Here is a 12,025-nt window from a genome sequence, read left to right on the forward strand (position 1 = left end):
GAGCAGGATCATGACTATCCTCGTAATCGCCGAACACGATAACAAGGTGCTGGCTCCGGCCACCCTGAATACCGTGGCTGCCGCCGCTAAAATCGGTGGCGACATTCACGTACTGGTTGCCGGCCAGGGCGCTGGCGCCGTGGCTGAAGCTGCTGCGAAAATCGCGGGTGTGAGCAAAGTACTGGTCGCCGACAACGCGGCCTACGCTCATCAACTGCCGGAAAACGTCGCGCCGCTGGTAGCAGAGTTGGGCGCTGGCTACAGCCACATCCTGGCTGCCGCGACCTCCAACGGCAAAAACATCCTGCCACGCGTTGCCGCGCAGCTGGACGTTGACCAGATCTCCGAAATCATCTCGGTCGAAAGCGCCGACACCTTCAAGCGCCCGATCTACGCCGGTAACGCCATTGCCACCGTGCAATCGACTGCCTCGGTAAAAGTCATCACCGTACGTGCCACCGGTTTCGACCCGGTTGCCGCCGAAGGTGGTTCGGCTGCCGTTGAAGCTGTTGCAGCTGCCCACGACGCTGGCACTTCCAGCTTTGTTGGCGAAGAGCTGGCCAAGTCGGATCGTCCTGAACTGACCGCTGCCAAGATCGTCGTTTCCGGCGGCCGTGGCATGCAGAACGGTGACAACTTCAAGCACCTGTACGCCCTGGCTGACAAGCTGGGCGCTGCGGTCGGCGCTTCCCGCGCGGCCGTCGACGCAGGTTTCGTACCCAACGATATGCAGGTCGGCCAGACCGGCAAAATCGTTGCGCCACAGCTGTACATCGCCGTCGGTATCTCCGGCGCGATCCAGCACTTGGCCGGTATGAAAGACTCCAAAGTGATCGTTGCGATCAACAAGGACGAAGAAGCACCGATCTTCCAGGTGGCTGATTACGGCCTGGTGGCGGATTTGTTCGAAGCCGTACCTGAGTTGGAGAAGCTGGTCTAATCCAGTCGCTTCACTTATAAAGAGCCCGGTCTTATGACCGGGCTTTTTTTGCGGCCCCTTTTTTGAACACCGGAGAGCTTCGCCATGGAACTGCGCCCCTGGAGCGTTTTGCTGGGCCTCACGCTGCTGCCGACGCTGTCGCTGGCGGCGGGCAAATGCGATCGCCTGGTGATCACCGGCAGCCCGGACACCCCACCTTTGCTCTGGCGCGACCCGCAGGACCCCACGCACCTGATCGGCGCCACCGCCGATGTGTTGCAACAAGTGGGCAAGGACCTCGGGTTAAAAATCGACCTGCTCTACGGCGGCACACGTTCCCTGGCCCTGGATGAAGTGCGCAGTGGGCGCATGGACATCCTCGCCGACGCGCCGCTGAACCTGGGTGAGCTGGAAACCCTCGATTACATCCACCCGGCGCTGGTGCAGCTCGACTATCTGGTTTGGACGCGCAAGGATTCGGCGCTGGCCTACACCACGGCCGCCGATCTGCACGGCCACAAGGGCGCCGTGTCCGAGCGGGCGCGCCTCAGCGCGGGCTTCGAAACCTTCGCCGGCCAGCAACTGACCCTGCAACGCCTGCCGTCCCTGACGCCAGCGTTTCAGAAACTGCTGCTGGGCGAGGTGGACTATGTGCTCGCCGGGCGTTATTCCGGCATGGCCATGGCGCAGACCTTGGGCATGAGCAACGACCTGGTCGCCCGCGATGTGCCGATCGACCAGCCGGGCTTGTACCTGGCGATTTCCCACAACTCGGCCTGCAATGATCCGTGGTTGCGCGGACAGCTCGCCAAAAAGATGACAGAATTGCCGACGTCCGGTGTGGCGGAAGCCGCGCTGCAGCGCAATCTGGAGCGCTGGAAAGCACAATTGCAGCAACCCGTCGGCACCCCAACAAAGTAGGGATTTTCAGTGACTCTTCGACCTCTTTTCGCGGCCCTCGCCGTTGTCGCTCTGGCGGGATGTGCAGCCGATCCTGCGCCGAATGAACAAATGCGCCTGACCCAGCAAGCCTTGGAGCAAGCCAGTGCCGTGGGCGCCAACGCGGATGAATCGCCTGAATTGAAACTGGCCGAAGCTAAATTCGCCCGAGCCAAGTCGAGCATGGCCGACGAGTCCTACAAAAACGCGCGTATGCGTTTCGAGCAAGCCGAGCTGGACGCACGCCTGGCCGAAGCCAAGGTGCTGACGCGCAAGAGCCAGGAACAACTGAACGTGCTCAACACCCGTATCACCCGCCTGCGCAAGCAATTGCAGTTGGGGGAAGCCCAATGAGCCCGATGATCCGCGGTTTGAGTTGTGCGGTGCTATTGGGCACTGCCGTGCTGGGCGGTTGCGCCAGCCATCCCGATAGCGAACAGGCCTTGCAACAGGCGGGCACTGACTTCCAGAGGGTCAAGGAAGACGCCAACGTGTTGCGCATCGCCCCCAAGGACGTGATCCGTGCCGGTGAATCCCTGGCCCGTGCCGACCGCTTGTCCACTTATTTGGGCAGCGGCTCCGACGTCGTGCATTACGCCTACCTGAGCCAGCGCTACAGCGCCATTGCCCGCGAGCACACCGAGCAGGCCCTCAACGAAGAGCGCGCCGCCAAGCTCGAGCTGGAGCGCCAGCGCCTGCAACTGGCCCTGCGTGAAAGCAAGCTGATCAGCGTGCAGCAGCAGGGCAAGTGGCTTGAAGAACAGATCGCCACCCTGGCCACCACCCAGACCGATCGCGGCCTGGTGATGACGTTGGGCGACGTGCTGTTCGATACCGGTGTGGCAGAACTGAAAAACTCGGCCAACCGTACCGTGCTGAAAATCGTACAGTTCCTGCAATTGAACCCCAAGCGCGTGGTGCGCATCGAGGGTTATGCCGACAACACGGGCGGTGAGCGGGAAAATCTGAAACTGTCCCGCGACCGTGCGCAGTCGGTGGCGGATGTGCTGGTGGACCTGGGGATCGACGAAAAACGCATCCAGGTTGAAGGTTATGGTGACCAGTACCCGGTGGAGGCCAACGCCTCCGAGCGGGGCAGGGCGCAGAACCGTCGTGTGGAAATTGTGTTCTCGGATGAGAAAGGCCAGCTGGGCGCTGCTCGGTAGGCGTCTGGTACCGATCAAGCCCACATTTGTTTGGTGTACACCGTTACAGTTTTTACTGTCACTCCCGCGCGCGCTCGACTATTGTGGCAACTGTCCCCGTACACTTCTAAACTGTGCTGGTATGTTTCACACAAAAATAAAATACCCGTGAAATCGAGTGCTGCGTCATGACCAATCTGTTGCTTTACCAACGTATTGCCCAGCAACTGGCTGAAGATATCCGGCGCGGTGTCTATCAACCGGGCGAGCGCGTGCCTTCGGTGCGCAAGATGAGCTCGCAGTTGAACGTGAGCCACGCCACGGTGTTGCAGGCCTACGCCAACCTGGAAGACCAGGGGCTGATCCGGGCGCGGCCGCAATCCGGCTATTACGTGCACCAGACGCCAGCACTCACCGCGCCGACGCCGGACATCGCACGGGTCGAACGCCCAGGGTTGGTCACCCGCAGCAGTATCATCCAGCAGGTATTGGGCGAGTCGCGGCGCGAAGGCGTGTTCCCATTGGGCGCTGCTGTGCCCAGCGTGGACTACCTTCCGGTACGCGCATTGCACCAACAGTTGGCAAAGGTCACGCGCTTCCAGAGCCCGCGAGCGTTCAGTTACATGTTCAGCCCCGGCTTTGAGCCGCTGCGCCGCCAGGTGGCGATCCGTATGCGCGATGCGGGCGTGGTGGTGGACCCTTCCGAAGTCGTGATCACCCACGGGTGTGTCGATGCCTTGCAGATGTCACTGCGGGTGCTGACACGGCCTGGCGACTTGATTGCCGCTGAATCGCCAACCTATTACGGCTTGCTGCAGTTGGCTGACTTGCTGGGGCTCAAGGTCATCGAGATCCCCAGCGACCCATCCACCGGCATGAGCCTGGAAGCCCTGCAACTGGCGGCTAACCAATGGTCGATCAAAGCGCTGGTGCTGACCACGCGCCTGAGCAATCCCTTGGGCGGCACCATGCCCGAGGAACGTCAGAAACAGTTGCTGCGCCTGGCTTCGGATTTCGATATCCAGATTGTCGAGGACGATATCTACGGCGAGCTGATGTTCGAACTAGGCCGCACCAAGGCCCTGAAAGCCTATGACCGCCTCGACCGAGTTATCTATTGCTCGAGCTTTTCCAAGACGCTGTCCCCCGGTGTGCGCATCGGCTGGATGATCGCCGGCAAATACCAGCAGGAGCTGCAGCGCCTGCAAATGTTCAGTACTCACTCGGCGTGCAGCGTCACTCAGATGGGCGTTGCGGCCTATCTGGAAAACGGCGGCTACGATCGGCACCTGCGCTATATACGCCAGGAGTACCGCAAGAATCTCAGCGCGTTCCAGCTCGCGGTGCAGCAATATTTCCCGGAAGGCACGCAGATGACTCGCCCGACCGGCGGCTTCATTTTGTGGGTCAGTTTACCCGGACGGGTCAATACCCAGGAACTGCATGTACGCGCACTGCAACAGGGCATCAGCATCGCACCAGGCCTGATCTTCAGTAACACCGAGCAGTTCAACCATTGCATTCGCCTCAACTGCGGTACGCCCTGGAACCGTGAGGCAGAGCGGGCGCTGATGACGCTGGGTATGCTTGCCAGCCAGCTTTGCCAGGAAACGGCAGCCGGCCTTTGAGGCGCACAAAGGGGGAAAATCCTATAGCACGCTAATCAGCGCACTTGTCATGCCGTGCACAACAAGCGAGCATATGGCCCTCTGCCGTTAATGCTGTAGGCAATATGACCTCGATTTTTCGCGCTGTTTGTGTGATTGGCCTGTTAAGCCTGTGCAACTTCAGCACCGCGCTGGCGGCAGCACCTGTGAGCGAAACCAAGCCAACTGCCAGTTCGAAACAGAAAACCTCTGCCAAGAAAGCTCCCGCCGTGAAGAAACAAAGTGCTGCGGCCAAAAAACGTGCGGCAAGTCGATCCAAATCGTCCCGTGAAGTGGCGCAGACACAATTGCCGCCGGCACAGTTGGATCTGTCATTGCCAACGGACATGGTCAGGCACCTTCAGCCCATTGGCACCATGGCCAAGCCCAAAAGCGTGCCCCTGCTGCCGCCGATGTTTGGTGCGAAGCCCACCGACAACAGTGCATTTCAGATCAACGGCCGCCTGCTCAGCAATGAGATGAAGCTGCAGTTGCGCAATGAAGAGCGGCGTGAAGTGGAAGGCGCAGCGTTGGAGTTCGAGTTCAAGCAGTAAACTTTTCTCACCTACGTGACGCCGCCCTCCGACCATCTGTCGCAGACTGGTCAGTCACGTTTGTTTTCTGCGAAAAACCCCTGTTAGACCATTTTAAAACGGCTGTTTAAGGGCGTACTCTAGCCCGGCCATCCACATTGAGTCGTCGAGGACCTGCTGGTCATGAATTGCCGTGAAGGCTGTGGCGCTTGCTGCATCGCCCCCTCCATCAGCTCGCCGTTACCTGGAATGCCACAGGGCAAACCGGCCGGCGAACGCTGCCTGCACCTGTCGGTCGAACAGCTATGCCAGCTGTTCGGGCAACCTGAACGCCCGGCGGTGTGCAGTGAGTTCAAGGCGGACATCGAGGTCTGCGGCACCGACCAGGCCGATGCCATCCGTCTGATCGGCTGGTGGGAGCAGATGACGGCGGCTTGATGGGCTTTACTCTCGTAACTTCAACAATAAGGAATACACCTATGGGTTCGCTGAAACGAATGGCTGTGTTGTGCGGTTTTACGGTGTTGTTTGCTGCTACTGCCCAGGCTGAGGATTGGCAAGTCGCCAAGGACGAAGACGGTATCAAGGTGTCCCTGAGCGAAGTTGCCGGTTCCAAGTACAAGGCGTATCGCGGTGTGACCTTGGTCAAGGCGCCGGTTGCCAAGATTGTTGCGCTGCAGGAAGACGTAGTGGGTGCCTGCAAATGGATTCACGAGTGCAAATTGCAAAAACTGCTGAAACACGAGGGTGACGTCAGCTACACCTACACCCAGTTCAATGCTCCGTTCCCCGTCAGTGATCGTGATTCGATCCTCAAAATCACCACCTCGAAGGGCGCTGACGGCAGCGTGACCCGAACCTTGCTGGAGGTCCCGACCTATCAGCCAGAAGAGAAAGGCTTCGTACGGGTTGCCCAAGTCGAAGGCTTCTGGAAACTGGTGCCAAAAGGCGACAACCAAACCGAAGTCACTTATCAGGTGCACACCGAGCCAGGCGGCAGCGTGCCATCGTGGTTGGCCAACAAGTTCGTGGTGGACGCGCCGTTCAACACGTTGAAAGCCTTGAAAGAACACGCTGAAAAATAAGCGCAATTGATCCGGTGCTTCCTGCCCAGAGTGGAACGTTTGCTGACCCCTCAAGGTCCAGATAAATGTGAGCCCACACGCGGGCTTTTTCGAGGAGGCACCGATGCAAAAGTGGCAGATTACTTTCGTTGATGATCACGGCGTACAGTCCGTGGAGCAGTTCACCTGCGAACAACAACCTAGCCGCGAAGATGCTGCGCACATGATTCGCAACAAACTGGTGCCTGTCGCCGCCGAACTCGACCTCAACGACCTTGAGGGCCGTCAGTCCGATCCTACGGTCAAGATCCTCAAAGACCAGAACAGTATCCAGATCCTCGACATCTCTCCTGTTGTCTGAACATTCGCTGTACACCCTTCAAGCACCTCTGGTGGAGGCGATAGCTTCGCGCTACTCTGCAAGTGAGATCAGCGAATGAATCGCTAGGTACTGGTCTTGTCAGCTACATGCTTGTTTTCCAGCGGTGATGTTATTGCCGTAGCTCCTACGCCATTGCGGCGTGGGCTTCGGGAAGCACGGAAAGTCTATCCATCAGTTTGAGGAGCACTTTTCATGAGCACAGCCTATCAAGAAGACATCAGCACCAATGTTCTGCGCCGCATGAAAGAAGGCGGTTTTGACTTTTCACGTTTCCACCCCATTGAGTTCTACGCCATTTTTCCTGATGAAGAACGGGCGCGCAGGGCTGCGGGTGAGTTTCGTGGGGAATCCCTGAATGCCCAAGTCAGTGCGCGCGACGATGGTGCCTGGTACTTGGAACTGAGCAAAATCATGTCTGCCACCTACGACGGCATAGGAGACTTCGAGCAAGACTTTGGGGCGGTGGTCGAGCCGCTGGGCGGGATCATCGAGGGGTGGGGCGTGAAGCAGGAGGTGCGTGGGTTACCCATGTAGCAGCGAGCAGTATGAGAAACACAGCGTATCGGCTGACCTTTGGGTCGGCCGATTTTGTTTGTGGCGTCCACCCAGGTCTTTTCAGCGCCCAAAAAAAGCCACCCGAGCAGGGTGGCCGAAAGGGAAGACCGGGAGGTCGGTATACGAAGCACTACGTTACCGATCGCGCAAAGGGTTGAGCTGTAGGACACGTCCTATTCAGCAGATGTTGATGATTATCCGTAGGCTTGTCCGGGCAGCGAAATCAACTCTGGCTATGCTGTTGATAGTCAAAGCCCGCATTGCGATGAAGCAGGGGGCAGTGCACCGGGCATTCTGCGCACCAGGACGGTGCGAATGGATTTCGGTGGTTATTCAACTCACTGATTTTTAAGTGTTTATGCCGCTGGCACGGGCCTTGCGATGGTTCTAGCGCCCGGGTGACAAGGAGTTCGGCATGATCCGCACTTATTACGATGAAATGTACGACGGGGCAGGGCAGGTCCGGCCGCATTACCGCGAGTTCGCGCGCTGGTTGGCTGATACCCCTGCTGAACTGCTGGCCCAGCGTCGGCGTGAGGCCGATTTGCTGTTTCACCGCGCCGGTATCACTTTCACGCTCTACGGGGACGAGCAGGGCACCGAGCGCCTGATTCCATTCGACACCATCCCGCGCAGCATTCCCGCCAGCGAATGGCGGATTGTCGAGCGCGGCTGCATCCAAAGGGTCAAGGCGCTGAATATGTTCCTCGCCGACCTGTATCACGAGCAACGCATCATCAAGGCCGGGATCATCCCAGCCGAACAGGTATTGGCCAACGAGCAATACCAACTGGCTATGCAGGGTTTGAATGTGCACCGCGACTTGTATTCCCACGTCTCCGGTGTCGACCTCGTACGTGACGGCGACGGCACGTACTACGTGCTTGAAGATAACCTGCGTACCCCGAGCGGCGTCAGCTACATGCTCGAAGACCGCAAGATGATGATGCGCCTGTTCCCCGAGCTGTTCGCCGCCCAGCGTATTGCGCCCATCGATCATTACCCCAACCTGCTGCTCGACACCCTGAAAAGCTCCAGCCCCCTGGATAACCCCAGCGTGGTTGTGCTGACCCCGGGACGCTTCAACAGCGCGTTCTTTGAACATGCGTTCCTGGCCCGGGAAATGGGCGTGGAGCTGGTGGAAGGCGCCGACCTGTTTGTGCGCGATGACCGCGTATTCATGCGTACCACCGATGGCCCCAAGGCCGTGGACGTGATCTACCGCCGCCTCGACGATGCGTTCCTCGACCCATTGGCCTTCAACCCGGATTCCATGCTCGGCGTGCCTGGCCTGCTCGCGGCTTATCGCTCGGGCAACGTAGTGCTGGCCAATGCCATCGGCACCGGGGTGGCGGATGACAAGTCGGTGTACCCCTTCGTCACCGAGATGATCCGTTTTTACCTGGATGAAGAACCCATCCTGAAGAACGTTCCGACATTCCAATGCCGTAAGCCTGACGAACTGTCCCACGTGTTGGCTAACCTGCCGGACCTGGTGGTGAAGGAAACCCAAGGATCCGGTGGCTACGGCATGCTGGTCGGCCCGGCGTCCACGAAGGCCGAAATCGAAGCCTTCCGTGCGCGCATCAAGGCCAAGCCCCATGCGTATATCGCCCAACCGACCCTGTGCTTGTCCACCTGCCCGACCTTTGTCGAAAACGGCATTGCGCCGCGCCACATCGACCTGCGCCCATTCGTATTGTCGGGCAAGGAAACTCGTGTAGTCCCAGGCGGGCTGACCCGTGTGGCATTGCGTGAAGGTTCGCTGGTGGTCAACTCGTCCCAGGGCGGCGGCACCAAAGACACCTGGGTGGTCGAGGACTGATGCCATGTTGAGTAGAACTGCCTCGGATTTGTACTGGATGTCGCGCTACCTGGAACGCGCGGAAAACCTCGCGCGCATGCTTGATGTCAGCTATTCGCTGTCGCTGATGCCTCAAGATGGGCGCGGTGATGGCCTGCATGAACTGGCCATGCCGCTGTTGATCACCGGCACCCTGGAGGATTACCACGCGCGCCACGGCGAGTTGCACGCCGAACGGCTGTTGCACTTTTTTGCCCTGGACGCGGCGAACCCGGCCAGCATCTACAGCTGTCTCGGCGCAGCGAGGGCGAGCGCCCATGCGGTGCGTGGGCGAATTACCGCCGACATGTGGGAAAACATCAACGCTACCTGGCTTGATATTCGTGACATCGCTCAGCAGGGCTTGAGCCGCTATGGCATGAGCCGGTTCTGTGAGTGGGTCAAGGAACGGTCCCACCTGTTCCGTGGTGCCACCTACGGCACCATCATGCGTAACGATGCGTTCCGGTTCATTCGCCTGGGCACCTTTATCGAACGTGCCGATAACACCCTGCGCCTGCTGGACGCCCGCTATGAAATGGCCGGCGACCAAGCCGAAGCCGTCAGCGATGGCACGGCCCACGCCTACTATCAATGGAGCGCTTTGCTGCGCGCCTTGTCGTCGTTCGAGGCCTACACCGAGATTTACCGTGATGCCCCCGGCGCCCGGCAGGTCGCGGAGTTACTGCTGCTACGCGCCGACGTACCGCGTTCATTACGCGCCTGCAGCGAAGAAATTGACCAGATCCTCGCCAGCCTGCCCGGCCTCAATGGCCGACCGGCCCAGCGCCTGGCCGCCGAGATGGACGCGCGCCTGCGCTTTACCGCCATCGATGAAATCCTCGAGGAAGGCCTGCACGCCTGGCTGACCGACTTCATTCCCTTGGTTCGCCAGTTGGGCGACGCCATCTACAGTTCCTACCTGGAGGCCGCATGAGACTCTCCATCAGCCACGAAACCACCTACCACTACGAAGACCAAGTGCGCGCCAGCATCCAGTACCTGCGTCTTACACCTCACGACAGCGAGCGCCAGCGCGTACTCAGTTGGGAGCTCGACCTGCCGCGTCCGGTGCGCGCCCAGGTGGACCCGTTCGGCAACATCCTGCACGTGCTGACCCTGGATGAACCGCACGACGCCATCATCATCGGCGCCCGCGGCCAGGTGGATATCGACGAGTTGCGCGAGGCCGAACATGAGAGCCAGTCGGCGTTCCCGTTCCTGCGTTGCACCCGTCTGACCGAGCCTGATGACGCCCTGCGCGGCTTTGCCCACCAGCACTGCCATCAACGCCGCGACCGTACAGCGCTGATTGATTTGATGCATGCGCTTAACCAGTCGATGGTCTACACGCCTGGCGCGACCGACGTCGACACCTGTGCCGCCCAGGCCTTCGCTGGCCGTGCAGGCGTGTGCCAGGACCACACCCATGCGTTCCTGGCGTGTGCGCGTAGCCTTGGGATCCCTGCGCGCTATGTGTCGGGGTATTTGTACACTGAGGACAGTACGCACCTGGCCAGCCACGCCTGGGCCGAAGCCTGGCTGGATGACGCGTGGTACAGCTTTGATGTGACCAACCAACTGGCCCGGCCGGAGCGGCATTTGAAACTGGCGGTGGGGTTGGATTACCTCGATGCTTGCCCGGTACGCGGCATGCGCCGGGGCGGTGGGCATGAGCAGATGCATGCCAAGGTGTTTGTGGCGCCGACGCCGGTGATTTCCGTCCAGCAGCAATAACGGATGTAGTGAGCGGGCAAACCCGCTCTACAATTTACGCCCCGCCATATGCTTCAAATACCTCACCAGCAAATCCAGCTCACCATCCGGCAACACACTGGCCGCAAATGCTGGCATCTTCGCCTGCGGCCAATGCCGCAAACTCTGTGGGCCGCGGATATAGCGCTTGAGGAAATCACCGCCAAAATACTCGGTGGGGTTATAGGGAATATTCAAGTCCGGCCCCACCTGCGCGTCACCGGCACCGTTGAGGCGATGACAGGCCAGGCAATTTTTCTGGAACAGCGCAAAGCCCTGATTGATCGGGTCATTGGCCGCCAGTTTCGGGTCGGGCAACAACGCCGGAAAGCGCTCCGCCACGGTCTTCAATTGTTTGATCCCTGAGATCTGGAACGGCCACTGCTCAGGGCTGATATGCCCGGCTTGCGGATCGGTCCACACCAGATAGAACGGCCCGGCACTCGGTTTGCCTTCCGTCAATGCAGGCCACGGTTGAGCGGGATCTTCCACCGCCAGCCAGGCACGTGCGCCCTGTTTTTCCAGCAGCGGTGCGGCCGTGAGCTCGGCGGCGAAACCATCCAAGGCAACAGCCTGCAGGTGGTTCTCAGGTTTCAGTCCCGGTAGGAGCAAGGCCAGCGGCACTGCCCGATAAGTCATAGTGCGCTTGTAGGAAACGTCATCAACGATCTGCACCGTTTGCGCGTGCGGATGCTTGAGCAAGTCGGCGGTCTGCCAGGTCTTGCTGCTGTGGTCGAGCTCGATGGTCAATTGCGCCGCCGACGCGGGCAGGCCGATCAGCAAGGCGAATAGAGCGAAGATGGCTTTCAAGAGGGAGGCCCGGTGTGCAGTGGCGAGGGTGCTCACGATACCGGAAATCCATACATAAAAAGGCAGCCCCTGCAGGACCGCTATGCGCAATGTCCCGGCAGGTGCTGCCAAAAGCGGCAAACCCGGTGCTGTGTAGGCGCGGAATGTGAGTGTTGAGGAGTCACCCAATAACCTTGGTCAAGTTGGGCAAGATCAGGATCAGTGTGGTGGCGAATAGAATAAGTCCCGCCTGACGTACTTTCGAATGTTTGAACATGGCTGACTGCCTTTTGTTGTTATTTCTGAGCGTCAAATGCGTGCCGGTTTTATTTCAGTATGGCGAGATGACGTGTCACTTTTCTTACAGCTGCTCCAGCAAAACCCGGCAGCAGCTTCTTACTGATTCAACCTTAGAGCCCTCGTTCTTCGTGGCTTAGACCTATTTCATATCAGCC

The 12,025-nt window shown here is 59.4% G+C and carries 14 protein-coding genes; 13 read left to right on the forward strand and 1 reads right to left on the reverse strand.

Features of this window, described 5'->3' with window-relative positions; genetic code table 11:
* The first annotated feature begins 10 nt into the window (after window positions 1–10).
* From AACY08_RS02470 to AACY08_RS02530, 13 genes are all read left to right on the forward strand, one after another.
* Window positions 11–940: an electron transfer flavoprotein subunit alpha/FixB family protein gene (locus AACY08_RS02470; protein WP_065873947.1), complete on the forward strand. Its 930-nt coding sequence runs from the start codon at window positions 11–13 to the stop codon at window positions 938–940.
* A gap of 84 nt (window positions 941–1,024) precedes the next feature.
* Window positions 1,025–1,840, forward strand: coding sequence for a substrate-binding periplasmic protein (locus AACY08_RS02475; RefSeq protein ID WP_339467816.1), 816 nt, complete (start codon window positions 1,025–1,027; stop codon window positions 1,838–1,840).
* A 9-nt stretch (window positions 1,841–1,849) separates the two neighbouring features.
* Window positions 1,850–2,212: a DUF4398 domain-containing protein gene (locus AACY08_RS02480; protein ID WP_049711951.1), complete on the forward strand. Its 363-nt coding sequence runs from the start codon at window positions 1,850–1,852 to the stop codon at window positions 2,210–2,212.
* Window positions 2,209–3,024 carry an OmpA family protein gene (locus AACY08_RS02485; RefSeq protein ID WP_339467820.1) on the forward strand — a complete coding sequence of 272 codons (816 nt, stop codon included), beginning with the start codon at window positions 2,209–2,211 and terminating at the stop codon, window positions 3,022–3,024. Before AACY08_RS02480 ends, AACY08_RS02485 begins: the two co-directional genes overlap by 4 nt.
* Window positions 3,025–3,191: 167 nt before the next feature.
* Window positions 3,192–4,631 carry an aminotransferase-like domain-containing protein gene (locus AACY08_RS02490; RefSeq protein WP_049711953.1) on the forward strand — a complete coding sequence of 480 codons (1,440 nt, stop codon included), beginning with the start codon at window positions 3,192–3,194 and terminating at the stop codon, window positions 4,629–4,631.
* 104 nt (window positions 4,632–4,735) lie between these two features.
* Window positions 4,736–5,203: a translation initiation factor 2 gene (locus tag AACY08_RS02495; protein WP_339418869.1), complete on the forward strand. Its 468-nt coding sequence runs from the start codon at window positions 4,736–4,738 to the stop codon at window positions 5,201–5,203.
* Window positions 5,204–5,365: 162 nt separating this feature from the next.
* Window positions 5,366–5,620 carry a YkgJ family cysteine cluster protein gene (locus AACY08_RS02500; RefSeq protein WP_049711955.1) on the forward strand — a complete coding sequence of 85 codons (255 nt, stop codon included), beginning with the start codon at window positions 5,366–5,368 and terminating at the stop codon, window positions 5,618–5,620.
* A gap of 41 nt (window positions 5,621–5,661) precedes the next feature.
* Complete coding sequence (locus AACY08_RS02505) at window positions 5,662–6,267, forward strand: START domain-containing protein (protein WP_339467822.1); 606 nt, start codon at window positions 5,662–5,664, stop codon at window positions 6,265–6,267.
* 103 nt (window positions 6,268–6,370) lie between these two features.
* Entirely contained in the window at window positions 6,371–6,607 is a 237-nt protein-coding gene (locus AACY08_RS02510) for a hypothetical protein (RefSeq protein WP_339418867.1), read from the forward strand.
* Between the two features lie 213 nt (window positions 6,608–6,820).
* Window positions 6,821–7,162, forward strand: coding sequence for a ribonuclease E inhibitor RraB (locus AACY08_RS02515; RefSeq protein ID WP_010208429.1), 342 nt, complete (start codon window positions 6,821–6,823; stop codon window positions 7,160–7,162).
* A gap of 436 nt (window positions 7,163–7,598) precedes the next feature.
* On the forward strand, window positions 7,599–9,008 hold the full coding sequence (locus tag AACY08_RS02520; protein WP_339467824.1) for a circularly permuted type 2 ATP-grasp protein: 1,410 nt from the start codon (window positions 7,599–7,601) through the stop codon (window positions 9,006–9,008).
* 4 nt (window positions 9,009–9,012) lie between these two features.
* Window positions 9,013–9,963, forward strand: coding sequence for an alpha-E domain-containing protein (locus AACY08_RS02525; protein WP_065873938.1), 951 nt, complete (start codon window positions 9,013–9,015; stop codon window positions 9,961–9,963).
* Window positions 9,960–10,763 carry a transglutaminase family protein gene (locus AACY08_RS02530; RefSeq protein WP_339467826.1) on the forward strand — a complete coding sequence of 268 codons (804 nt, stop codon included), beginning with the start codon at window positions 9,960–9,962 and terminating at the stop codon, window positions 10,761–10,763. The genes AACY08_RS02525 and AACY08_RS02530 overlap by 4 nt, the downstream gene beginning before the upstream one ends.
* Window positions 10,764–10,790: 27 nt before the next feature.
* Here AACY08_RS02530 and AACY08_RS02535 read toward each other — a convergent pair whose 3' ends face one another.
* Window positions 10,791–11,591 carry a c-type cytochrome gene (locus AACY08_RS02535; RefSeq protein ID WP_339468285.1) on the reverse strand — a complete coding sequence of 267 codons (801 nt, stop codon included), beginning with the start codon at window positions 11,589–11,591 and terminating at the stop codon, window positions 10,791–10,793.
* Window positions 11,592–12,025: the final 434 nt, after the last annotated feature.

This window comes from Pseudomonas sp. EL_65y_Pfl1_R83 (assembly GCF_963970695.1).
GTDB lineage: Bacteria > Pseudomonadota > Gammaproteobacteria > Pseudomonadales > Pseudomonadaceae > Aquipseudomonas > Aquipseudomonas tritici.

Coding starts and splice junctions, on each gene's coding strand:
- AACY08_RS02485 (WP_339467820.1), top strand. CDS start 2,209: ATGAGCCCGATGATCCGCGGTTTGAGTTGTGCGGTGCTATTGGGCACT.
- AACY08_RS02495 (WP_339418869.1), top strand. CDS start 4,736: ATGACCTCGATTTTTCGCGCTGTTTGTGTGATTGGCCTGTTAAGCCTG.
- AACY08_RS02490 (WP_049711953.1), top strand. CDS start 3,192: ATGACCAATCTGTTGCTTTACCAACGTATTGCCCAGCAACTGGCTGAA.
- AACY08_RS02470 (WP_065873947.1), top strand. CDS start 11: ATGACTATCCTCGTAATCGCCGAACACGATAACAAGGTGCTGGCTCCG.
- AACY08_RS02500 (WP_049711955.1), top strand. CDS start 5,366: ATGAATTGCCGTGAAGGCTGTGGCGCTTGCTGCATCGCCCCCTCCATC.
- AACY08_RS02525 (WP_065873938.1), top strand. CDS start 9,013: ATGTTGAGTAGAACTGCCTCGGATTTGTACTGGATGTCGCGCTACCTG.
- AACY08_RS02475 (WP_339467816.1), top strand. CDS start 1,025: ATGGAACTGCGCCCCTGGAGCGTTTTGCTGGGCCTCACGCTGCTGCCG.
- AACY08_RS02530 (WP_339467826.1), top strand. CDS start 9,960: ATGAGACTCTCCATCAGCCACGAAACCACCTACCACTACGAAGACCAA.
- AACY08_RS02510 (WP_339418867.1), top strand. CDS start 6,371: ATGCAAAAGTGGCAGATTACTTTCGTTGATGATCACGGCGTACAGTCC.
- AACY08_RS02515 (WP_010208429.1), top strand. CDS start 6,821: ATGAGCACAGCCTATCAAGAAGACATCAGCACCAATGTTCTGCGCCGC.
- AACY08_RS02520 (WP_339467824.1), top strand. CDS start 7,599: ATGATCCGCACTTATTACGATGAAATGTACGACGGGGCAGGGCAGGTC.
- AACY08_RS02505 (WP_339467822.1), top strand. CDS start 5,662: ATGGGTTCGCTGAAACGAATGGCTGTGTTGTGCGGTTTTACGGTGTTG.